General features: G+C 56.9%; 24 protein-coding genes. 8 read left to right on the top strand and 16 right to left on the bottom strand.

Features of this window, described 5'->3' with window-relative positions; all coding sequences use genetic code 11:
• Positions 1-3: 3 nt before the first annotated feature.
• Complete coding sequence (locus tag G411_RS19095) at positions 4-1,515, top strand: transglutaminase-like domain-containing protein (protein WP_022957676.1); 1,512 nt, start codon at positions 4-6, stop codon at positions 1,513-1,515.
• A gap of 5 nt (positions 1,516-1,520) precedes the next feature.
• Here G411_RS19095 and G411_RS0102910 read toward each other — a convergent pair whose 3' ends face one another.
• The 16 genes from G411_RS0102910 to map form a co-directional block, all read right to left on the bottom strand.
• On the bottom strand, positions 1,521-1,727 hold the full coding sequence (locus tag G411_RS0102910) for a hypothetical protein (RefSeq protein WP_022957675.1): 207 nt from the start codon (positions 1,725-1,727) through the stop codon (positions 1,521-1,523).
• 182 nt (positions 1,728-1,909) lie between these two features.
• Entirely contained in the window at positions 1,910-2,326 is a 417-nt protein-coding gene (locus G411_RS0102905; RefSeq protein ID WP_022957674.1) for a VOC family protein, read from the bottom strand.
• A 9-nt stretch (positions 2,327-2,335) separates the two neighbouring features.
• Positions 2,336-2,890: a YaeQ family protein gene (locus tag G411_RS0102900; RefSeq protein WP_022957673.1), complete on the bottom strand. Its 555-nt coding sequence runs from the start codon at positions 2,888-2,890 to the stop codon at positions 2,336-2,338.
• A 17-nt stretch (positions 2,891-2,907) separates the two neighbouring features.
• On the bottom strand, positions 2,908-3,336 hold the full coding sequence (locus G411_RS0102895; protein ID WP_028968091.1) for a YqaA family protein: 429 nt from the start codon (positions 3,334-3,336) through the stop codon (positions 2,908-2,910).
• On the bottom strand, positions 3,333-4,013 hold the full coding sequence (locus tag G411_RS0102890) for a gamma-glutamyl-gamma-aminobutyrate hydrolase family protein (protein WP_028968090.1): 681 nt from the start codon (positions 4,011-4,013) through the stop codon (positions 3,333-3,335). Before G411_RS0102890 ends, G411_RS0102895 begins: the two co-directional genes overlap by 4 nt.
• Positions 4,014-4,015: 2 nt before the next feature.
• The gene (locus tag G411_RS19090; protein ID WP_022957671.1) at positions 4,016-5,032 is read right to left on the bottom strand and encodes an amidoligase family protein; all 1,017 of its coding nucleotides are present in this window, start codon (positions 5,030-5,032) and stop codon (positions 4,016-4,018) included.
• Positions 5,016-6,098 (bottom strand): AI-2E family transporter, encoded by a 1,083-nt coding sequence (locus G411_RS0102880; RefSeq protein ID WP_022957670.1) that lies wholly within the window; start codon positions 6,096-6,098, stop codon positions 5,016-5,018. The genes G411_RS19090 and G411_RS0102880 overlap by 17 nt, the downstream gene beginning before the upstream one ends.
• On the bottom strand, positions 6,088-6,567 hold the full coding sequence (locus tag G411_RS19085) for an MgtC/SapB family protein (RefSeq protein ID WP_022957669.1): 480 nt from the start codon (positions 6,565-6,567) through the stop codon (positions 6,088-6,090). Before G411_RS19085 ends, G411_RS0102880 begins: the two co-directional genes overlap by 11 nt.
• A 5-nt stretch (positions 6,568-6,572) precedes the next feature.
• The gene (locus tag G411_RS0102870; RefSeq protein ID WP_022957668.1) at positions 6,573-6,758 is read right to left on the bottom strand and encodes a PLDc N-terminal domain-containing protein; all 186 of its coding nucleotides are present in this window, start codon (positions 6,756-6,758) and stop codon (positions 6,573-6,575) included.
• A 146-nt stretch (positions 6,759-6,904) separates the two neighbouring features.
• Positions 6,905-7,573 (bottom strand): PEGA domain-containing protein, encoded by a 669-nt coding sequence (locus G411_RS21280; protein WP_169530605.1) that lies wholly within the window; start codon positions 7,571-7,573, stop codon positions 6,905-6,907.
• Positions 7,574-7,922: 349 nt separating this feature from the next.
• Positions 7,923-8,960 carry a 2,3,4,5-tetrahydropyridine-2,6-dicarboxylate N-succinyltransferase gene (gene dapD, locus G411_RS0102860; protein WP_022957666.1) on the bottom strand — a complete coding sequence of 346 codons (1,038 nt, stop codon included), beginning with the start codon at positions 8,958-8,960 and terminating at the stop codon, positions 7,923-7,925.
• Positions 8,961-8,979: 19 nt separating this feature from the next.
• Complete coding sequence (locus tag G411_RS0102855) at positions 8,980-9,339, bottom strand: ArsC family reductase (RefSeq protein WP_022957665.1); 360 nt, start codon at positions 9,337-9,339, stop codon at positions 8,980-8,982.
• A gap of 73 nt (positions 9,340-9,412) precedes the next feature.
• On the bottom strand, positions 9,413-10,099 hold the full coding sequence (nth, locus tag G411_RS0102850; RefSeq protein WP_022957664.1) for an endonuclease III: 687 nt from the start codon (positions 10,097-10,099) through the stop codon (positions 9,413-9,415).
• Positions 10,099-11,289, bottom strand: coding sequence for a succinyldiaminopimelate transaminase (gene dapC, locus G411_RS0102845; RefSeq protein WP_022957663.1), 1,191 nt, complete (start codon positions 11,287-11,289; stop codon positions 10,099-10,101). Before dapC ends, nth begins: the two co-directional genes overlap by 1 nt.
• Entirely contained in the window at positions 11,286-13,952 is a 2,667-nt protein-coding gene (locus tag G411_RS0102840; protein WP_022957662.1) for a [protein-PII] uridylyltransferase, read from the bottom strand. The genes dapC and G411_RS0102840 overlap by 4 nt, the downstream gene beginning before the upstream one ends.
• A gap of 6 nt (positions 13,953-13,958) precedes the next feature.
• A complete protein-coding gene (gene map, locus G411_RS0102835; protein ID WP_028968089.1) occupies positions 13,959-14,750 on the bottom strand; it encodes a type I methionyl aminopeptidase in 792 nt (263 codons plus the stop codon).
• A 289-nt stretch (positions 14,751-15,039) separates the two neighbouring features.
• Between map and rpsB the strand changes: the two genes are divergently transcribed.
• The 7 genes from rpsB to ispC all read left to right on the top strand — a co-directional run bounded on the left by rpsB (position 15,040) and on the right by ispC (position 20,970).
• Positions 15,040-15,786, top strand: a complete 747-nt coding sequence (gene rpsB / locus G411_RS0102830; RefSeq protein ID WP_022957660.1) for a 30S ribosomal protein S2 — start codon at positions 15,040-15,042, stop codon at positions 15,784-15,786.
• A gap of 110 nt (positions 15,787-15,896) precedes the next feature.
• The gene (tsf, locus tag G411_RS0102825; RefSeq protein WP_022957659.1) at positions 15,897-16,760 is read left to right on the top strand and encodes a translation elongation factor Ts; all 864 of its coding nucleotides are present in this window, start codon (positions 15,897-15,899) and stop codon (positions 16,758-16,760) included.
• 77 nt (positions 16,761-16,837) lie between these two features.
• Entirely contained in the window at positions 16,838-17,569 is a 732-nt protein-coding gene (gene pyrH, locus G411_RS0102820; protein ID WP_022957658.1) for a UMP kinase, read from the top strand.
• Between the two features lie 67 nt (positions 17,570-17,636).
• Complete coding sequence (gene frr, locus G411_RS0102815) at positions 17,637-18,158, top strand: ribosome recycling factor (RefSeq protein WP_374962710.1); 522 nt, start codon at positions 17,637-17,639, stop codon at positions 18,156-18,158.
• Positions 18,159-18,181: 23 nt separating this feature from the next.
• A complete protein-coding gene (gene uppS, locus G411_RS0102810) occupies positions 18,182-18,940 on the top strand; it encodes a polyprenyl diphosphate synthase (RefSeq protein WP_022957656.1) in 759 nt (252 codons plus the stop codon).
• 15 nt (positions 18,941-18,955) lie between these two features.
• Positions 18,956-19,792, top strand: coding sequence for a phosphatidate cytidylyltransferase (locus G411_RS0102805; protein ID WP_022957655.1), 837 nt, complete (start codon positions 18,956-18,958; stop codon positions 19,790-19,792).
• Positions 19,792-20,970 carry a 1-deoxy-D-xylulose-5-phosphate reductoisomerase gene (ispC, locus tag G411_RS0102800; RefSeq protein ID WP_022957654.1) on the top strand — a complete coding sequence of 393 codons (1,179 nt, stop codon included), beginning with the start codon at positions 19,792-19,794 and terminating at the stop codon, positions 20,968-20,970. The genes G411_RS0102805 and ispC overlap by 1 nt, the downstream gene beginning before the upstream one ends.
• Positions 20,971-20,977: the final 7 nt, after the last annotated feature.

The raw sequence follows: 20,977 nt of genomic DNA, 5'->3' as shown, positions 1-20,977 counted from the left end.
TACATGGGTAGTGTAGTGGTGTTTCGTCGCGGTGTGAGTCTCCTGTCGGTCTTTTTGTGTGCCTGTGCGGCGAGCCCGGCGCCGAACGTGCCGCCGTCGCCGCCGGTCGGGGTCGAAAGCCGCTGGCAGGTATTACAGCGCGATGGTCAGCCACTGGGCCGTCGCCAGCAGTGGCATTATTGCGCGGGCGAACGCTGTTTCAGCAGTGAGGTCACGGATATTGCGGTGCAGCAACCGGGTGCGCCGGTCAGTATCAGTCGTGTGCGGCTGGATTATGTGGAATCGCGGGATGCACAGGGGTTATCAGCCAGCAAACAACTCCGCTCCAAGGCCGCTAATCACCGTTTGCAGTTGATCAGGCAGGGGGATGGCTGGCAATTGCAACAGGCCGAGCGCAGAAATGCGATCCGCCTGGAGTCGGCCCCGCTGTTTCCTGTGGCACTGCAGCGCAGCATGTTGGAAAACCGGGGGCAGGCTCCCTTGGTAACCCGAGAGTGGAGTTTTTCGAGCTTGACGCTGGAGACCATTCGCTACCGTTTTACACCGATCAGTCAGTCTCCGCTGGATCCCGAGCAGCGTGAGCTGTTGCTGCCCTGGCTGCAGCAGATTGCTTGGCGCATCGATCGTGAGCGGCAAACAGAGCGGGGCTGGCAGTGGCAAGCGGAATGGTTCAGCGATGTGAACTTTACGCCGATTGCCGAGCGCAATCTTTCGGCGGGGAGTGATCTCTGGCTGCTGCCTTGTGACGAGCGTTGCCGGGATCAGGCCCTACAGCCGCCGCAGCATGTGTATCAGCGTTTGATTCGTTCTCCCTATCGCATCAGTGATGAGGCGCTGCGCGGAAAGATCCGCTACCAGCTTGGCGGTGTGGCTGATGCTGAGCTTCCTGCGACAGGTGAACAGCAGGTGCGTCGGCAAGACGACAAGTTGCTGGTCAGCATTTGCGACGATTGCGGTGATGAATCAGCCCCCGACAGAGGACCATTGCAGGCAGCGATGGCTGCCAACTACTGGCTGCCACACCACGATTCCGCCATGCAGCGGGTGGTGGAGGAGGTGCTTGGCGATGCGGAATTGAGCCCGCGAGCAGCCATGCAGCGCTTGACCCGCTTTGTTACCGGGCATATGGATGAAGTGGCTACCTACAGCGGTTATGGCACGGCGTTGGATGCTCTGCAGTCCGGCCATGGAGATTGCACGGAGCACGCGCTGTTATTGGCGGCACTGGGGCGTGCCGCTGGAATTCCCAGCCGTTTAGTAATGGGCTTGGCCTATAACAATGAACGCTTTTTAGGTAGGCGCTTTGTGTTTGTGCCCCATATGTGGGTACAGGCCTGGACGGGTGATCGCTGGGAAAGCTTTGACAGCGGCTTGGGTGCGTTTACCGCCGGTTATATCGCGCTGGCGCTGAGTGCTGAAGGCGATCAGGCCAGTTTTCTGGCAATGAATGCCTTGTTGGATACGCTGAGTATTGATTCGGCGGTACAGCTGAGAAGCCGTCCCGCCGAGCCGTGATGCCCTTACTCGTACGCGACCGGCATCTCGACCAGTTGCTCGTCGCCAGCGACGTCAATGTTGTCAACGCGAACGGCATCGGACGCGCGAACGGCACCGATAACGGTCACTTCTTCCAGCAGCAGTTGCGGCTCATCGGCAACGGCCAGCAGTGACGCCGCAGCCAGTGCAGCACCGGCGATCAGTTTTTTGCATGTAGAGATCAGTGACATAAAACGCTCCCTATAGCTGCGCGGGCAGCCTGTCGGTTCAATGAAATAATGGAATCGGCACAAAGGCTTTTCGATGCTGCGCAGTATGCGGGGCGTCTGTTACATCTTGATGACGAATTTGTTTCAACGTCGGTTTTTATATGAATTTGTCATGAATTTTTGATGTTCATGACCTATTCCTGTCACTTTTGCAGTGAGTCGGCAGGGCCTTTCAATTCAATACGGTTGCCTTCGGGGTCGGTCAAGTAAATGGATGGACCAAAACCGCTCGCGCCGTAGCGCCGTTCAAGGCCGCCATGGGGAATCTGTTGCTGATCCAGGTAGTTGAGAATGGCGGCCCCGTCGAAGGGTTCCAGGCGCAAACACAGGTGGTCCATGTTGTGCCCCTCCAGTCCCGGCGCGGCACCACCTTCCTGCCCCAAGGGGCTGTCTACCGGTACCAGATCAATGAGGGCTGTGCCGACGCGAAGCTGGTAAAGCCCGAGTTCTTCGAGTGTGCGCTCCACGGTTGCGCCGAGCGTGTCGCGATAGAACGCGAGGGTGGTATCGATGCGCGCGCAGCGGAGCACGACGTGATCAATGCCTTGAATATGAATCATGATGTCCGATCAGTGGTTGAGGATGTTGCCACAGCGTAGCACAGGCTGAATTTGTAACGACTGCTCGGCGCTGGACACCCAGATACTGTCTTCATCCAGCGTGAGTTGCAGCTGCATACCGCGTTGCGCCCACTCCGCCAGTGCTTGGGAGGCATCGCTGGGGATTTCCAGCACGCTCAGCCAGTTTTCCTTCGATAGCTGTTCTCCTTCATCCTGCCACCACTGCGAAGCCGGGCGGCCGCCGTAGCTGATAACGACAACATGTTCTGCCTGGCTGCGTGCGCGGCGGAGTCGTTTGGCACTGGGTTGGCCGAGTTCGATCCACAGCCGAATGCCGCCGTGTAATTCCTTCAGCCAGAGGTCGGGTTCATCGTCATTGCTGAGGCCGCGGGTGAAGCTCAGCTGTTCATCGGCAAACAGCGCGAAGCTGAGCAGACGCAGCATCATTCGCTCGTTGGTCTCTGACGGATGGCGGGCGAGGGTGAGGCTGTGTGAATGATAGTAATGGCGACGAAGGTCACTGATATCGATATCGGCTTTAAAAATACTGGCGCTCAGTGCCATGACTCACGTCCTGAAGTTTAAACCGCTGCATTGTACCCGAGGATGAGAATGGCATAGCGCAGACTTTTGCCCGTGGCGACTAACAAGAAGAAGCTCGGCAGCGGGACGCGCATGATACCGCCCACCACTGTCAGGGCATCACCACCCACCGGCAGCCAGGACATGAGCAATGTCCACTTGCCGTAGCGGCCGAACCAGCCTTGTGCGCGTTCCAGGTCTTTTTTGCGGGCGGGAAACCAGCGGCGATCGGCGTAGTGGCTCAACTTCATACCCATCCACCAGTTAACCCCGGCGCCGAGGGTATTGCCGGCGCTGGCCGCCAGCCACAGCCAAAGGGGAGTGAGTCCGGACTCCAGTTGCGCAATTAACAGAATTTCTGAATAGAAGGGCAGCAGGGTCGCGGCGCCAAAAGCCGCAGCGAACAGCAGGAGATATTGACTGATCATTGGCTCGCGGCCTCGCACAGGGCTTTGAACAGGCGGCGCTGGGGACGCTGAAAGGGAAGGTACTCCGGGTGCCACTGCACACCCATGCGGAAATGCCCGTCGGCGGCCTCGACGGCCTGCGTAATACCGTCAAGGTCTCGTCCGCTGACCACCATGCCTTCGCCGAGACGGTCGATGGCCTGATGGTGAAGGCTATTGATGTGGCAGCGTTCAGTCCCCAGGATTTCCTCCATATGACTGCCCGCATCCAGCATCAGTGTTTTATGGGGTAATAGCATGCGGCGATTGCTGGTGCGTCGACGCAAGTGACGCAGGTCGACATGCAGGCTGCCGCCGAGCACCACGTTCAGCAGCTGCGCTCCCCGGCAAATACCGAGAATAGGTAGTGAGCGTGGAAGAAACCGCTCCAGCACCGCAATCTCGAAGCGGTCACGCCGCGGATTCATCGGCGCCACTTCCGGCGCTTCGGGTAAATACAGGCCCTGATCAATATCGTCGCCGCCACTGATAATCAGGCCATCCAGGTGCAGGGGTATCTCCTTGTGAGCTGGAGTCAGGTGAATCGCCTGCGCACCGACGCGTCGCAGCGCTGAGCGAATAAACCACCAGGAAATTGGCAGGCGGCGGTCTTCGCCGGTCACGCCGATAACAGGGTGGTGGCGGTGAAGTATCGACACGTCTACAACAGCTCCGGTATCAAATGCAGGCTGACTCGCTGCGCCCAATCGCTGAATAAACCGCTGGTTGCACTCTCAATGTGCTCTCGATAGTGACGACATACCGCATTGAGTCGCGTTGTATCGGCAGCCAGTGCCTCCACTTGCAGCCAGTCGCGCCAAGGGTGAATCAGCCCCCATTGCGGGTCGCCAATCAAACTGTTCGGTAGCCGGTAATGCAGTGTTGGTCGGGCTTTGACTCGCGGGTCGTCAATTTTTGCGCGCAGCCTTTCTTCGTCGACGTGCGCGAACAGTGGCAGCAAGTCCAGGGCGCGATTGCGGGTGGGATTAAAGCGAATGTAATCGTCGATCAGCGTGCCGATATCCGGTTGGTAATCCGGCGCGAGGACATGTCGCAGATACTCGCGCTTGAATGGATCGGTATAGCTGGTCAGTCGGCGGCTGAAGTCCACGGGGCTGCGCCAGATCAACCACTCATATAGACACAGGAATGCCCGTAAGTAGTTCAGAATGGTGTCCGCCTCGCAATCGGGCATCTCCGGATTCAGTTGCAAGCCAAACGCGTTTTTTGCTGATGCCTGCGTGCCTTCTGCGCCCTCTTTGCGCAACATCAAGAACAGATCTTCCAATCGCCAGAGCTGGCTGATTTCGACTGGTGGCGCCACAATTTCAAACGGCACCAACTGGCGGGCAACCAGTCCCACCAGCGATTCTGTCAGCTCTTCAAATTCGCTGGCCTGCCCGGCTTCTTCCCGCTCGCGGCCGAGGCGTTTGATGTAGGCGGAGTCAAGTTCGATGCCGAAGTCGCCAAACTCGGTATTGGCGACGGTGTATTCATACTCGGAGCCGCGCTGAATCTCGCCACCAAACTGCTCGGTAATGCACTGGGCAATCTCCGGCATATCCATGCCGGTGAATTCAATCTCTACGCCCAGGCGGCGCTCTTTCCCCTCGCGGGTGTCGCGTTGCGGGGGCAGGGGCCACAGTTGGGCACGGTATTGCTCAAGACCTGGAAACATCAGCGTCTTCTCCTATGATGTGAGCGATAGCTTGCAGGCGTTCTACGTGTTGGCAGACGACCTGAAACAGGGTCAGCAGAGGCACCGCCAGCAGGACGCCGGGCGCACCCCACAGCCAGCCCCAGAAAAAGATCCAGAGAAACACCACAATAGGGTTCAGGCTGAAACGCATTCCGTGCACGAAGGGGTCGACAAATTGTCCGACCATCGCGGTAAAAAGCGCGTAGCCCAGTGGCGCGATCAATATGCCCGTCAGGCTGTCAAAGCTTACCGCGCTGACAATACACAGCAGCATGACCGTGATGCTGACCCCAAGATAGGGAATGTAACGCAGTAAGGCGGCTAAGGCGCCCCACAGAGCCGGGTCGGGGAAATCAATCAGCCAGAGACCAAAGGCCGTTACTGCACCGACCGCTGCATTAACCAGGGTAATCGTCAGCAGATAGCGAGACATTTGCTGCTGCGCTTGCCCGACCAGTTCTTTGGCGGTCGTTTTGTCGCGGTGGCTGGGGAGGCTGTTGATGAAGCGTTGGATGAGCGCTTCGCCAGAGCTGAGTAGAAAAAACAACATGATGACGCTCAGCGTGCCATACACACCAAAATTCTTCAGTGTCTCCCAGACTTCTCCCCGCCAGCCGGGGTCGGCAATAAGTACCTTCTTGATTTCGGGGTCTGAAGGGCTGGAGAATTCCTTGGCGAGCGAATCCAGACTGGCCGTGGCCGCATCGACGTCGCCGGTATCGCCGTTCACATCGTGCAGATGATCACGAATCACCGATACGGCCTCCGGTGCGCGTTGAAGCCATTCGCTGGCCGGGGAAGCTAATGCATAAAAACCGCCGCCAATACCGCCGACGCTGATGGCAATCAGCAGCAGCGCTGCAAGACTGCGGGGAACGCGCCACTGTTGAAGACGACTGACGGCGGGGGCCAGCAGCAGGGCGAAGATCAATGCCAGTGTGATTGGCAGCAGCACGTCCCTGGCCAGTCGCAATGTATACAGCACTGCGAGCAAGGCCAGTAGCGCCAAGGCCCAGTCGTTGATCTTCGCTTGCTTACTCTCCATGTGTCTCCCGGTATCGCTTTTTGCGTTTGTCGTTGCTGTGAGCAAAGCGTTTCAGCGGGCTTAGCGCCCTGAGTGTAATAACTGTAATGATGCTTACTACAATGGCGATTTCATAGCGCTGCCACGCAACCGCTGTGCCAATGGCACCGGTTGACCAGATGGCTGCTGCTGTGGCGGTGCCACTGACCGTGCCCTCTTGTTTGAGAATGGCGCCACCGCCGATAAAGCCGATGCCACTCATCAGACCATACATTAAGCGCGCATGGGATTCTGAACCACTGAGGACGTCGCGACCGATCAGCAGATAAGCGCAGCAGGCAATCGCGACCAGCGGAAATGTGCGCAGACCTACCCCGCGTGATGCCGCTTCCCGGTTCCAGCCGATGGGAACCGACAACACATAGGCAATGGCGAGTTGAGTCAGGTGGTGAGCAATCAGTGGCCAGTTGATATCTGGCAATAACGTCATAAGGTTCAGCGAGGTTCCCGGGGCCCCGCAAAAAACCAGATCGCCAGTCCGAGCACCGGCAGCAGAAGAATCAGCACAATCCACAGCAGCTTGCTGCCGGAACTGTTGCGACTTTGAACAATATTAAGAATGGCCCAGATATCGGCGATAAATACCAGCAGTCCAAGCAGGCCGGTAATTTGCAACTCCATCTGTTCTCCTCCCATTATTTGCTTACACAATAGAGTAGACGATGGGCGGAGAGTTCACATGAATTTCCGAGCTTGGCAAGGTGTTACGTGCCTGATAAGTCTTTTTCAGGCACGAATGAAAGCATGGATGCCGTATGTCTCAGGGGTCAGTAGTAGTGATCCATTACCGCATCTACAAAACTGCTGTCGCTGGGGTGCTGGTCTGAAATTGCTGAAAGAACCTGAATATTTTGAGGGATTTCGGCGACGGGGACGTTGAAGCTCACCAGCATCATGCCGAGTACGTCGCCTGGGTAGCCCTTCTCGAGTTCCTGACGAATGGCGTCCGTATTGCTTTCCACATAGGCGCGTTGCCTGGCGATGTAATCTTCATCGATAGCGGCATTTCTGGGAACCTGACGGGGAGTATAAGTCTTCCCCTCGTCCGTGGCTGGATTTGCCGGGGGGGTTGTACCGACGTATTGTTGGGGAAGCGTGGAGTTGGATGCGACCACCATTTGACCATTTCCGGGCTTCAGTTCCGCATCAATGCTGTCGACGTCGTATCGCCAGAAGGCTCCCGTCATTCCATCCACGGCAAGACCAATGATGCCACCTAGCAGGATATTACCGAGAACCACGCCATTGAAGCTGCTCTCTAACACTGTTTCATAAGCTTCGTAGCCAGATTTTTGCAGGCTCAGTTTTCTGTCATCGCTCTGGCGATCAAGCTCAAGCATCATCGGCGTTACGCCGCGCCTAAGCCCGTCTACCCAGACCTCTGCTCCTGCAGGTTCGGAGCGAAGAGCTATTTCCTGATCGCCTGTACTGATCATAGAGGCACAGCCGGAAAGCAGGAACACCGCCATGAGGTGGAGTGGCAAACATCGCATGAAAAAATCCTTTTAGTGGTTGTGACGTTCACGCAATGGTAGGAGTGCTCACATGACTAGTGAGACTTCGCAAATCCTTTGCGAGGGAAGGTAAGGGAACTTTTCCATACATATGTGCATTAGTCAACGCATTTAGGTCGCGCCTTTTTCAGTGTGTCAGATGGGAAAATTCTTCTAAAGCACTTTTGGTCAGGTCGATAATTTATAGCTAGGTTTTTGATGTATGCGGATGGTCGTCACCCGGCTCACAAATACTTCTATGGGCCGGGTGAGAAAGGGCTTTTATTGAAAGTCAGTTGTGTGCGTGAAGCATTTCGTTCAACGCGATGGCTGATTTGTTGGTGAGAACTTCGATAGCACCGTTCTTGGAGTTACGGCGGAACAGCAGGTCAGATTGGCCTGCCAGGTCGCGGGCTTTGGCGGTACCGACTTGCTCTCCTTTATCGTCAATCATCGCCACGACTGAGCCCGCGGTGATGTAAAGGCCGGCTTCGATCGTGCAGCGGTCGCCGAGCGGAATACCCACACCGGCGTTGGCACCGACGAGGCACTCTTTGCCGATGGAAATAATAATATTGTTGCCGCCGGACAGCGTACCCATGGTGGAGCAACCGCCGCCGAGGTCGGAGCCCGCACCGATCATTACACCTGCCGAAATACGGCCTTCGATCATGCCCGGGCCTTCGGTGCCAGCATTAAAGTTGACGAAGCCCTCGTGCATGATGGTGGTACCTTCGCCGAGGTAAGCGCCGAGACGAACACGCGCGGTGTGAGCAATGCGCACGCCGGCGGGAACCACGTAGTTGGTCATTTTCGGGAATTTATCCACTGACATGATTTCCAGCAGCTCACCTTTCATTCTGGCGTCGAGCTGGCGCTGGGGCAGTTCACGCAGGTCTACCGGCCCCTGGTTGGTCCAAGCGACATTGGGCAGTACGCCGAACAGGCCGGTCAGATCCAGTGAATGTGGCTTGGCGAGGCGGTGAGAAAGCAGATGCAGTTTCAGATAGCCCTCGGGCACCGAGCTGGGGGCCGCGTCTTCGGCCAACAGGGTAACCACCAGCGGCTGGGAGCTGCTGGCCAATTGTGCCGCGATATCGGCCTGGGCACTGTCGCCCGCGGCTTTGGCGGCTTCAGCCACACGGCTCATTTGCTCGCTGTTGACGGCAATAGCGGCATTGCCGCCTTTGTATTCCACGATGGGGGCAATGGCCTTGCACAGGGCGTCGCTGGGTTGTACCAGCGGCTGGGGGTAGAAAATATCCAGCCATTCGCCTTTGCTGTTTTGGCTACCCAGGCCGAGGCCCAGGCTGAAAAGTGATTCGCTCATTAGATTCTCTCTTGCAGGCTTAAAGCGTGTGATGGGTAAAAAGGTTTTGGTACTGGTCGGCTTTAAAGCCCAGTACTCGCTCGTTGCCGGTGTCCAGCAGCGGGCGTTTCATCAGAGTGGGGTGCTCCAGCAGCAGGGCGACCGCCGTGTCATCGCTCAGTGCTTGGCGTTGGCTGTCGCTCAGTTGTTTCCAGGTGGTACTGCGTTTGTTTACCAGTTTGTCGCTGCCCAGTTCGGCGAGCCACTGTTGCAACTGCTCAGTGCTCAGGGATTCGTCGCGGACATCCTGAAAGCGGTGCTCGATTTGATGCTGCTCCAGCCAGCGCCGGGCGGCGCGCACAGTGTCGCAGTTCTTGATTCCGTATAGCGTGATGCTCATGGCTATGTTTTCTGCGTTTCAAACGGCGCGACATCATAGCAAAAAGCCGCCGACGGTTCACGGCGACAGGCCATCAGGCTTTGCGGGTTTTCTTGGGATGTCTGCGGGCAGGGAAGCAGTGTCGGCAGATTTCGCAGACCGTGCCATCGCAACCGCGGGCGCTGCAGTATTCCCGGCCGTAATAGATGATCTGCAGGTGCAGGGCATTCCAGCGGTCTTTGGGAAATAATCTTTTCAGGTCTTTCTCGGTCTGCGCGACGCTTTTACCGCTGCTCAGCCCCCAGCGCTGAGCGAGACGATGGATATGCGTATCGACGGGGAAAGCGGGGACCCCAAAAGCCTGAGACATTACCACGCTGGCCGTTTTGTGGCCGACACCGGGAAGTTCTTCCAGTGCATCCATGTCCTGTGGAACTTCGCCGTTGTATTGTTCTACCAGTATTTCCGAGAGCCGTTTAATCGCTTTGGATTTTTGCGGGGAGAGGCCGCAGGGACGAATAATCTCGCGAATGGCTTCAACGCTTTGCTTAGCCATATCAAAGGGATTGTCGGCCAGCGCAAACAGTGCAGGGGTCACTTGGTTGACGCGCTCATCGGTGCACTGTGCCGACAGCAATACGGCGACCAGCAGCGTGTAGGCATCGCGGTGATCCAGCGGGATGGGCTGCTCGGGGTAGAGCTCGTCGAGGCGTTGCAGAATATAGGCGACGCGCTCGGCCTTAAGCAGGTTGCGGGGCGCTGTTTTGCTGGCTTCACACATTAGCGGGGCAGCCCCTCGACAAAGCGGCGAATTCGGCGGGCGGCATCTACACAGTTGTCCAGCTCGGCGACCAACGCCATACGCACATAGCCGCGACCGGGGTTGAGGCCATCGACTTCTCTAGAGAGGTAAGAGCCGGGCAGTACCGTGACATGCTGTTGCTCAAACAACTGCTGTGCAAAGTCGGTATCGGCAATTGGGGTTTTGGCCCACAGATAAAACGAGGCATCGGGCTGGGCGACGTCCAGACAACCGTCCAGCTCCTCGAGAACCGCGGTAAATTTTTCCCGGTAACGATCGCGGTTTTCCTTCACGTGGTCTTCATCTTGCCAGGCGGCGACGCTGGCGAGCTGGTGCTGAACGGGCATGGCGCAGCCGTGATAGGTGCGGTACAGCAGGAAGCTCGCCAGTACCGTGGCATCGCCCGCGACAAAGCCAGAGCGCAGCCCCGGCAAATTGGAGCGCTTGGACAGGCTATGGAACACCACGCAGCGGTGATAGTCGTTGCGTCCCATCTCTGCGCAGGCCTGAAGCAGGCCGGGTGGCGGCGCGTCTTCGTCAAAATAGAGTTCGGAATAGCATTCGTCACTGGCAATAACGAAGTCGTATTGGTCGGCCAGTCGAATCAATTTCTGCAGTGTTGCGATATCGGTGACCGCGCCGCTGGGATTGCCGGGGGTGCACAAATAGAGCAGCTGGCAACGTTGCCAGATCTCAGGCGCAACCGCGTCGTAGTCGGGAATAAATCCCTTATCGGCAAGGCAGGGTAGAAAATAGGGTTGTGCTCCAGCCAGCAGTGCCGCCCCTTCGTAGATCTGATAGAAGGGGTTGGGGCTGCAAACCAGGGCGTCGCTGTTGGGGTCAATCACTGCCTGAGCAAAGGCGAACAGGGCCTCTCGGGTGCCGTTTACCGGGAGCACCTGATGTTCGGCGTCCAGCCCGGCAAGCTGAAAACGGCGGCAGGCCCATTCGCGAATCGCCTCACGCAGTTCGGGAATCCCCTTGGTGCTGGGGTAATTGCTGAGACGGCCCAGTTCGGCGGCCAATGTCTGTGCCACAAATTGCGGGGCGGGATGGCGAGGTTCGCCGATAGAAAGCGGGATGTGCGCCTGCTCGCTGCGGCTGCTGCCCAGCAGGGCGCGCAGCTTTTCAAAAGGGTAGGCCTGAAGAGCCTGGAGACGGGGGTTCATAGGGCTTGCTTGCTCGCTTTCTCATCCAGCTCGCGACAGATGGCTTTCTGGATCTGGGTGCAGAGATCGGGGTCGTTAATGGGGCGGTCTTCTTCATCGGTGATAAAGAAGACGTCCTCAACCCGCTCGCCAAGGGTGGCGATTTTGGCGTTCTGCAGACGGATATTGTAGTCGTTGAAAATTGTACCGAGTCGTGCGAGGAGTCCAGGTCGGTCGGGGGTGATGACCTCCAGTACCGTATGCCCCTTGTTGAGGTCGGTCGCCATGCTCGTGCGCGTGGGTGTGGAAAACAGGCGCATTTGACGGGGCATGCGGCGGTGCACTTCCTCCGGTGACCCCTCTGGCTGACTGAGCTGCTGAACGAGGTAGTCGGTAATTTCCTGTATTCGCACGGGATTGTCGCCGATGGGTTCGCCGTTTGCTCCGAGCACGTAGAAGGTATCCAGTGTATAGCCGGTACCAGAGTTATATATACGGGCATCCTGAATGCTCAGGTCGAGCTGCTCCAGGGCGCCGGCCAGTACGGCGAAGATGCCTTTCTTGGATGGCGTGTGCACAAAGATCTGGGTGGCGCCTTCGTGGTCGAGTAGTCCGCCTTTTTTAACGAGAACCAACGAGGCCTGGGGAGAGGTGCGTTGGGCAATGGCCCGGCAGTGCCAGACGATATCGTCCACCTGCTCGCGGATGAAATAGTCTTCGCCGGTGTTTCCCCACAGCTCGCGCACTTCGGCTTCGGTGAAGCCATAGTCCTCAAGCTTTTCCAGCACTTCGTTCTGGGTCTCGGTAATCCATTCCTGCTTGTCGATGGGGTTTTCAAGCCCGCGGCGCAGGGCGCGGCGGGTTTCGGCATACAGTTGGCGCATCAGTGAGGCACGCCAGGAGGTCCAGAGATTCGGATTGGTGGCGTTGATGTCGGCGATAGTCAGGCAGAAGAGATAGTCGAGGTGTTGCTGGTCACCCACCATCAGAGCGAAGTCGCGGATGACATCGGGATCCTGAATGTCTTTGCGCTGGGAGACGGACGACATCTCAAGGTGTTTTTCGACCAGCCACGATACAAGATTGGTGTCGCGTCGATTCAAACCCAGGTATTCACAGAACTCCCGAGCGTCAACTGCGCCGAGGGTGGAGTGGTCTCCGCCGCGGCCTTTGGCAATGTCGTGAAACAGTCCGGCCAGAAACAGCAGTTCCGGCTTGGGTAGCCGCTGCATGATACGGCAGGCCATCGGGTAGCGCTTGACCATGTCCGGATAGCGGAAGCGGCTGATGTTCTTGATGAGTTCCAAGGTGTGGGCATCGACCGAATAGATATGAAACAGGTCGTGCTGCATCTGGCCGACGATTTTGCCGAAGGCCGGGATGAACTTGCCCAATACGCCGAAGCGCTTCATGCGACGCAGGTTCAGTGCGACCCGCTGAGGGGCACGCAATAATTCCAGAAAGAAACGTTTATTGCGCGGGTCGGCGCGAAACTGCTCGTCAATCAGGTGGCGGGATTTACGAATCAGGCGAATCGTACTGGCGCGCACACCATCTATCGCGTCGTGATGGGCCATCAGCACAAAAATTTCCATCAGTGCCGACGGGGTTTTTTCAAAGACCTTGTCGTTGGTTACTTCAATGTGGCCGTTACGGATGCGGAAGCGCGGATTGATTTCCAGCACCGTCTCCGCCTCGCAGGCCCGTAGAATGGTTTCGTCGAAGTGCTGCATCAGTACGTCGTTCAGCTCGCCCAAATGCTGGGCCCAGCGGTAGTACTGCTGCATAAAGCGCTCGACGGCCAGTTTGTTGTCGTCGTCTTCGTAGCCGAATTGCGCGGCGAGGGTGCGTTGGTGATCAAACAACATCCGGTCCTCTTCACGACCGGTGATCAGGTGCAGGGCGAAACGCAGACGCCACAGGTAATTCTGGCCATCTTTCAGGGTGTCCAGCTCTTCCTGGCTCAGGAACAGGCGATCGCGAAGTTCATCGATGGATTGCGCGCCGAAGTGGCGCTTAATGACCCAGCCAATCATTTGAATATCGCGCAGCCCGCCGGGAGAGCTTTTGATATTCGGCTCAAGATTGTATTCGGTGTTGGCATACTTACGGTGGCGAAGGATTTGCTCGTCCCATTTCGCCCGGAAGAATTCGGCACTCGGCCAGATTTGATCCGGCCCAACCAGCGCCATCAGCTGTTCGTGAAGTTCGGCGTTGCCACTCAGTGGGCGGGACTCCATCAGATTGGTGACGATGGTAATGTCGTCGATGGCGGCCTGGCGACACTCGCTCACGCCCCGCACACTGTGACCGATCTCCAGGTTAATATCCCACAGCAGAGTGATCAGGCTCTCGATGTTCTCGCGGTAATCAGCGGCCTTGTCATCGGTGAGAATCAGCAGGTCGATATCGGAGTGGGGGTGCAGTTCGCCGCGCCCGTAGCCACCGACAGCAATCAGGGCAATGTCATCGCCCCAGTCATAGCGGCTCCAGAGGAATCGCAGCAGAATATCCAGCTTTTCGGAGCGCATCCGGACCAGTGTCTGAATGGGTTCGTCCGCGTAGAAGCGGGCTCTTAATTCATCCTGCAATTCGCCGAGATAGCGCTTGCAGAGGGAAATCATCGTATTGGATTGTGCTGCGGCTTCGCGCAGCGCCTCGGTGTTTAGCAGGCTACTGCTCATATGGGATTAACCCTTGTAGAACGGCTCGTCGGGACGGGCGGTCAGTACCTCCACGCCATCAGCGGTGACGGCCAGCGTGTGTTCCCACTGTGCCGACAGGCGGCGGTCACGCGTGGTTACGGTCCAGCCATCTTTCTTGTTGAGTTTGGTCTGCTTTTTTCCCGCGTTGATCATGGGTTCAATGGTGAAGGTCATGCCTTCCTTTAATACCAGATCGTTGCCGCGGTGGTAGCCCTCGCCGTAATGAAGTACCTGCGGGTCTTCATGGAAGCCTCGGCCAATGCCGTGGCCGCAGTACTCTTCAACGACGCTGTAGTGATTGTTGCGGGCGTGTTTCGCGATCACTGTGCCAATTTCACTGAGTTTGGTGCCAGGTTTTACCATATCAATGGCTTTGTAGAGACATTCCTGTGTCACTACGCACAGGCGCTTGGCGTGCTCGGGAACGTCACCCACGTAATACATGCGGTTGGTATCGCCGTGCCAGCCATCCTTGATGACGGTGACATCGATGTTCAACAGATCGCCGTTCTTCAGGATTTTGCTGTCTGAAGGAATGCCGTGGCAAATCACCTCGTTGACCGATGTGCAGATGGACTTGGGGAAACCGTGATAATTGAGAGGGGCGGGTATGGCGTGTTGCACATTGACAATATAGTCGTGGCAGATTTTGTCCAGCTCGGCAGTGCTCACGCCGGGGCGGACGTGTTCGCTAATCATTTCCAGTACGTCGGAGGCGAGTCTTCCTGCCACGCGCATAGCGGCGATTTCTTCGGGCGTTTTAATGCTTACATTCATGGGTAACGGCGGGTCCGGGCTGTCAAAATACTGAAAGCGACACATTGTAGACTATCGCCGTCGATGAGGCGATGACTGCGGTGGCGCAGAATGCTGTTTTCTCTCTATTTGGGCTTTATGCGGGGTGGGGGCTGTGGTATAAATACGCGCCCCGAAATCGCAGTGCGCTGCGCGGGGCATAAACGACGCGTATCCATCGACACGTAATCCCGGGTGCTGCAGCGAGGCTGTAGTTGGGTTGCGGGATGGGTACAAGTTCCTAACCCGATGACAAGCAAGGAAAAATACCATGGCTCACGTCACTATGCGTGAAATGCTGCAAGCCGGCGTTCACTTCGGTCACCAGACTCGTTACTGGAACCCCAAAATGGCACCGTTCATCTTTGGTGCCCGCAACAAGATCCACATCATTAACCTCGAGCACACTGTGCCCGCTATGAACAGTGCGCTGGACGCCCTGTCAAAAATGGCTGCTAACAAAAACAAAGTATTGTTTGTTGGCACCAAGCGCGCGGCCGGTAAAATTGTTGCCGAGCAGGCTGCCCGTGCTGGCATGCCTTATGTGAGCCACCGTTGGTTGGGCGGTATGCTGACCAACTACAAAACCATTCGTCAGTCAGTACGTCGCCTGCGCGAGCTGGAAACCCAAAGCCAGGACGGTACATTCGACAAGCTGACCAAGAAAGAAGCACTGATGCGTCACCGCGACATGGAAAAGCTTGAGCGTTCCATCGGTGGTATCAAAGAAATGTCTGGCCTGCCTGACGCGCTGTTCGTGATCGATGTTGATCATGAGCGTATTGCTATTCAGGAAGCTAACAAACTGGGTATTCCGGTATTCGGTATCGTTGATACCAACAGCAACCCGGAAGGCGTTGATTACGTTATCCCCGGTAACGACGATGCGATTCGCGCTATCAAGCTGTATGTGACTGCGGTTGCCGACACGATTATTAATGCGAGTGCCAACGCAGCCGTCGCTGGTGACGAGTTCGTTGAAGTCGCACAGGAAGCAGGCGAAGCGGCCGCTGAGTAAGCAGGCTGTACATTCGCTACGAGAGGGGGCAAGGCCCCCTTTTTTTGGATACCCATTGAGTGGGGCGGTACAGGCCGCTCTGCACTAGCCCATACAAAGAGGATCTTAGGATGGCTGTTTCAGCAGCAATGGTAAAAGAACTCCGCGATCGCACCGGTCTTGGCATGATGGAGTGTAAGAAAGCGCTCAACGAAGCCAATGGTGATATTGAGCTGGCAATTGAAGAACTGCGCAAGTCCAGCGGTATGAAGGCAGCTAAGAAAGCTGGTCGTACTGCAGCAGACGGTGTTGTCGCAACTAAAGTCGCTGAAGACGGTAGCTATGCGGTGGTTGTAGAAGTGAACAGTGAAACCGATTTCGTTGCCCGCGACGACGGCTTCCTGGCGTTTGTAGACAAAGTCGCCAACAAAGCTTTTGCCGACAAGCAGGACGATGTTGCCGCGCTGATGGCTGGTGAGCTGGAAGAAGCTCGCGAAGCGCTGGTTCAAAAAATCGGTGAGAACATTTCTGTTCGCCGCGTATCGGTACTGGCTGCTGATAGCGGTGTTGTTGACACTTATGTCCACTCCAATAATCGCATTGCGGTTCTCGTTGCGCTGAAAGGCGGCGACGCAGAGCTGGCACGCGATGTAGCTATGCACGTAGCCGCGGTTAACCCCCGTGTTGCCAAGCAGGAAGATATGCCGCAAGAGGAAGTGGATAAAGAGCGCGAAATCTTCACCGCTCAGGCTCAAGAGAGTGGCAAGCCCGCCGAGATTATCGAGAAGATGATCGAAGGCCGTATCCGTAAGTTCCTGTCTGAGAATGCGCTGGTTGATCAGCCTTTCGTTAAAGACCCCGAGCTGACGGTTGGCAAACTGCTGAAAAACGGCGGTGCCGAGATTCAGACCTTCATCCGCTTTGAAGTGGGCGAGGGGATTGAGAAAGAAGAAGTCGACTTTGCAGCCGAAGTGGCTGCGCAGCTCAAAGGCTGATAAGTCGCGAGCGGGGCCGCAGGGCCCCGTTTTTCTTTGTGTATAAGCTTCAATTAATGCGGTGTATGGGGTGAGGCATGTCCACTCAGAGTCGGGACAAAAAGTACAAACGAATTCTTCTCAAGCTCAGTGGCGAGGCCCTGATGGGGCAGCTGGGCTTTGGTATTGACCCCAAGGTGCTGGACCGCATGGCCCTTGAAGTGGGGCAGCTGGTCGGTATTGGTGTTCAGGTCGGGCTGGTTGTCGGCGGCGGTAATCTGTTTCGTGGAGCGGCGCTGCAGAGCGCAGGCCTGGACCGGGTGACCGGTGATCATATGGGAATGCTGGCGACGCTGATGAATGCGCTGGCGATGCGCGACGCCTTGGAGCGGAGCAATATCAAGTCGTCGGTGATGTCGGCGATTCCGATGAGCGGTGTGGTCGACCACTACGATCGCCGCAAGGCCATTCGCGCGCTCAGTCGTGGCGAAGTGGTGATTTTTGCCGCGGGTACGGGCAATCCGTTTTTTACGACCGATTCGGCGGCTTGCCTGCGGGGCATTGAAGTCGATGCCGACCTCGTATTGAAAGCCACGAAGGTTGACGGCGTGTACAGTGCCGACCCGATGATTGACCCCGACGCAGAAAAATACGAGCACCTGACCTATGACGAGGTTCTCGATAAAAAGCTGGAAGTGATGGACCTCACCGCAATTTGCCTGTGCAGGGATCACAATATGCCGTTGCGGGTGTTTGCGATGGAACAGCAGGGCGCCCTCTTGAACATTGTTGTGGGTGGTAGCGACGGCACGCTGGTGTCTGCGGAGTGATCCTGTTGGTGCGAAACTAGGAGACAGAATAGTGATTGATGAACTGAAGCAGGATGCGCAAGAGCGCATGGCTAAGACAATTGAGGCGCTGGGATCAAACTTCAATAAAATTCGTACTGGACGTGCTCACCCAAGTTTGCTGGACGGTATTCGCGTGTCGTATTACGGCTCAGAAACCCCGCTGTCACAGGTGGCAAACATCGGTATTGAAGATGCGCGCACACTGACTGTGACCCCGTGGGAAAAGAATATTGTGCCCGACGTCGAAAAGGCGATCATGAAATCGGATCTGGGCTTGAATCCGAGCACGGCCGGGGCGGTGATCCGCATTCCGATGCCGGCGCTGACTGAAGAGACGCGTAAGGGCTATATCAAACAGGCTCGACAGGAAGCGGAAAGCGCACGCGTATCTATTCGAAACACGCGTCGCGATGTGCTTGCCGATATCAAAGAGCTGTTGAAAGAAAAAGACATCAGTGAAGACGAAGAGCGTCGTGCCCAGGATGACGTGCAAAAAATCACTGACAAGTATATCGCTGAAGTGGACAAGGCTCTGGCGGTGAAAGAAAAAGATCTGATGGAAATCTGATCGGCCGAGAAGCAGCGTTTTACATGGTAGCAAGTAAGGGGCGCAATGCCCCAGATGGCCCCGCCGCGCCGAAGCACGTCGCCATCATCATGGATGGTAACAATCGCTGGGCCCGGCAGCGGGGTTTGAAGGCGGCAGGCGGCCACCGAGCTGGTGTTGAAGTTATTCGGGGCCTGCTCAGAAGCTGTCGCGAGCGCGGGGTGGAGGTGGTCACACTTTTTGCCTTCTCCAGCGAAAACTGGCAGCGTCCGAGTCTCGAAGTTCAGGCGCTGATGCGTCTGTTTTCCAATTATCTGGAGAGCGAGACCGCGCAGTTGCATGAAGACGGTGTGCGCATGCGCTTCATTGGTGAGCGCGACCGCTTTTCTGCCGGACTTCGCAAGCAGATGGAGCACAGCGAGCAGCTCACCCGAAATAACACCCAGACAACGCTGGTGATTGCCGTGGATTACGGTGGTCAGTGGGATATTGTCAGCGCGGCGCGCCGCCTTGCCCGGCAGGTCGAGGCAGGGCAATTGCGTGCTGAAGATATTGATATTACGCTCTTTGACCAGCAGTTGGCGCTGGCGGACTTGCCGAAACCTGATTTGTGTATACGCACGGCGGGTGAGCAGCGAATCAGTAATTTCATGTTGTGGCAGCTGGCGTACAGCGAATTTTATTTCTGTGACTGCCTGTGGCCCGACTTTAACGAGGCGGAAATGGCCAAGGCCCTGGATGCTTTTGCGCATCGCGAACGCCGTTTCGGTGGCCGTGATAACGATAACGACGACGGCAAGTAAACCGGAGATCTGTATATGCTCAAACAGCGGGTTATCACCGCCGTTCTGATTGTTGTGGCGCTGTTGGCGGCGATCGCTGGACTGTCTCCCTCGCAATTGTCTCTCGTGTTTGCTGCGATTGTTTTGCTGGCTGCCTGGGAGTGGTCGGATCTCAGTGGCTTGCAGGGCCTGCCTGCACGGCTGTTATACGTTGCCGGTATCGGCGGCTTGATCGCTGCTACGGCCATGCATCTTGGTTTTTATGATTCCCTTAACCCGCTTCCGGTCCGCGATGTGCTTGTTGCGGGCTGTTTGTGGTGGGCCATCGCGCTGCTATGGGTGAAAAGCTACCCGGCCAGTGCCGGCCTGTGGGGCTCCCGTCTGATGCGCCTGTTTATCGGGGTGTTGGTATTGTTGCCCACCTGGGTTGCGCTGAGCTACCTGCGCGCCATGCAAAATGGCGCCTGGATGATTGTGATGCTGGTGGCCTTGGTCGCTGCGGCAGATATTGGTGCGTATTTTTTCGGCAAGGCATTCGGCAAGGCCAAGTTGGCTCCGGCCGTGAGTCCGGGTAAATCCTGGGCCGGATTTTGGGGCGGGGTGCTGTGCAGCCTTTCGCTGATGGCCGTGCTTTGGCTTGTTTGGCCTGCCGGGATGCCGGTAGGGCTGTTGCCGATGCTTGTGGTTGCTGCGATAACGGTCCTGGCGTCAGTGCTGGGGGATCTGCTCGAAAGCATGATCAAGCGCCATCGCGGGATTAAAGACAGCAGCCACATCTTGCCCGGGCACGGCGGCATTATGGACCGAGTGGATAGCTTGACGGCGGCATCGCCTGTCTTCGCTCTTGGGTTGATGTCGGTGGGCTGGCAGTAATGGAGAAAGTTGCCATTCTCGGGTCTACCGGCTCGATTGGTGTCAGTACGCTCGACGTACTGGCGCGCCATCCCTCGCAGTATGAAATTTTCGCGCTCACCGCCAATCGCAGTATCGATGTGCTGTTCGATCAGGTCATGGCGCATGCGCCTCGCTACGCGGTGCTGCGGGATGAGTCCTCTGCCAACCAGCTACGGCAGCGTCTCAAAGAGGCGGGCAGTGACACTGAGGTGTTGGAAGGCGAGCAGGGACTCTGTGAGGTTGCCAGTCAGGCCGAGACGGTCATGGCGGCAATTGTAGGCGCGGCTGGGCTAATGCCTACGTTGGCAGCCGTTAAGGCCGGTGGCAAAGTCCTGCTGGCGAACAAAGAGTCGCTGGTTATGGCGGGTCGACTGTTTATGCAGGCTGTCGAGGATCACGGTGCGACGCTGCTCCCGATCGACAGCGAGCACAACGCCATTTTTCAATGCATGCCGGGTATCGATCGTCGCGGCCTGGGGGCGCAGGGGGTGCGGCGCATTCTGCTGACGGGCTCCGGAGGTCCTTTCCGCCAGCGTCCGCTGGATTCGCTGGCTGCGGTGACGCCCGATGAGGCCTGCGCTCATCCCAACTGGTCAATGGGGCGGAAGATTTCTGTTGATTCTGCCACCATGATGAACAAGGGCTTGGAGCTGATTGAGGCCTGTTGGTTATTCCATTGTCCCCCACAGAAAATCGAGGTGGTCGTTCACCCTCAAAGCGTTATTCATTCAATGGTGGAATATGTTGATGGGTCGGTGTTGGCGCAAATGGGGCAGCCGGATATGCGAACGCCTATTGCCCACGCGCTTGCCTGGCCCGGGCGAATGGAGTCTGGAGTGGCCACTCTCGACCTGATTATGCAGGCAAGGCTGGACTTTGAAGCGCCGGATGAGCAGCGTTTCCCCTGTTTGCGTCTGGCTCGAGAGGCCGCAGAAGCCGGTGGGGTGGCCAGTGCCGTGCTGAATGCGGCTAATGAAGTCGCCGTTGAGGCATTTCTCGCGGAATCCCTGCCTTTTACAGCGATTCCGCGAGTGCTGGAATCGGTCATGGAGTGCTTTGAGAACGTTGAACCGACATCGCTGGATGATGTCAAAGCCGCGGATAGGCTGGCGAGAGAGCGAGCCGCAGCATTGATTCCTGAGTACAAACGGGGCTGAGAGGTAG

The sequence above is a fragment of the Spongiibacter tropicus DSM 19543 genome (assembly GCF_000420325.1).
Classification (GTDB): domain Bacteria; phylum Pseudomonadota; class Gammaproteobacteria; order Pseudomonadales; family Spongiibacteraceae; genus Spongiibacter; species Spongiibacter tropicus.
This window is presented reverse-complemented; position numbering and strand designations above follow the sequence as displayed.

Bases quoted from the DNA above. Each gene is read 5' to 3' on its own strand.
- G411_RS0102870 (WP_022957668.1), bottom strand. From the start codon at position 6,758: ATGGAGTTGCAAATTACCGGCCTGCTTGGACTGCTGGTATTTATCGCC.
- frr (WP_374962710.1), top strand. From the start codon at position 17,637: ATGGCTAAGACAATTGAGGCGCTGGGATCAAACTTCAATAAAATTCGT.
- map (WP_028968089.1), bottom strand. From the start codon at position 14,750: ATGAATGTAAGCATTAAAACGCCCGAAGAAATCGCCGCTATGCGCGTG.
- rpsB (WP_022957660.1), top strand. From the start codon at position 15,040: ATGGCTCACGTCACTATGCGTGAAATGCTGCAAGCCGGCGTTCACTTC.
- G411_RS0102900 (WP_022957673.1), bottom strand. From the start codon at position 2,890: ATGGCACTGAGCGCCAGTATTTTTAAAGCCGATATCGATATCAGTGAC.
- G411_RS0102910 (WP_022957675.1), bottom strand. From the start codon at position 1,727: ATGTCACTGATCTCTACATGCAAAAAACTGATCGCCGGTGCTGCACTG.
- G411_RS19085 (WP_022957669.1), bottom strand. From the start codon at position 6,567: ATGACGTTATTGCCAGATATCAACTGGCCACTGATTGCTCACCACCTG.
- G411_RS0102905 (WP_022957674.1), bottom strand. From the start codon at position 2,326: ATGATTCATATTCAAGGCATTGATCACGTCGTGCTCCGCTGCGCGCGC.
- G411_RS0102805 (WP_022957655.1), top strand. From the start codon at position 18,956: ATGCTCAAACAGCGGGTTATCACCGCCGTTCTGATTGTTGTGGCGCTG.
- G411_RS0102895 (WP_028968091.1), bottom strand. From the start codon at position 3,336: ATGATCAGTCAATATCTCCTGCTGTTCGCTGCGGCTTTTGGCGCCGCG.
- pyrH (WP_022957658.1), top strand. From the start codon at position 16,838: ATGTCCACTCAGAGTCGGGACAAAAAGTACAAACGAATTCTTCTCAAG.
- uppS (WP_022957656.1), top strand. From the start codon at position 18,182: ATGGTAGCAAGTAAGGGGCGCAATGCCCCAGATGGCCCCGCCGCGCCG.
- ispC (WP_022957654.1), top strand. From the start codon at position 19,792: ATGGAGAAAGTTGCCATTCTCGGGTCTACCGGCTCGATTGGTGTCAGT.
- G411_RS0102880 (WP_022957670.1), bottom strand. From the start codon at position 6,098: ATGGAGAGTAAGCAAGCGAAGATCAACGACTGGGCCTTGGCGCTACTG.
- G411_RS19095 (WP_022957676.1), top strand. From the start codon at position 4: ATGGGTAGTGTAGTGGTGTTTCGTCGCGGTGTGAGTCTCCTGTCGGTC.
- G411_RS21280 (WP_169530605.1), bottom strand. From the start codon at position 7,573: ATGATCAGTACAGGCGATCAGGAAATAGCTCTTCGCTCCGAACCTGCA.
- G411_RS19090 (WP_022957671.1), bottom strand. From the start codon at position 5,032: ATGTTTCCAGGTCTTGAGCAATACCGTGCCCAACTGTGGCCCCTGCCC.
- dapC (WP_022957663.1), bottom strand. From the start codon at position 11,289: ATGAACCCCCGTCTCCAGGCTCTTCAGGCCTACCCTTTTGAAAAGCTG.
- G411_RS0102840 (WP_022957662.1), bottom strand. From the start codon at position 13,952: ATGAGCAGTAGCCTGCTAAACACCGAGGCGCTGCGCGAAGCCGCAGCA.
- G411_RS0102855 (WP_022957665.1), bottom strand. From the start codon at position 9,339: ATGAGCATCACGCTATACGGAATCAAGAACTGCGACACTGTGCGCGCC.
- tsf (WP_022957659.1), top strand. From the start codon at position 15,897: ATGGCTGTTTCAGCAGCAATGGTAAAAGAACTCCGCGATCGCACCGGT.
- dapD (WP_022957666.1), bottom strand. From the start codon at position 8,960: ATGAGCGAATCACTTTTCAGCCTGGGCCTCGGCCTGGGTAGCCAAAAC.
- nth (WP_022957664.1), bottom strand. From the start codon at position 10,099: ATGTGTGAAGCCAGCAAAACAGCGCCCCGCAACCTGCTTAAGGCCGAG.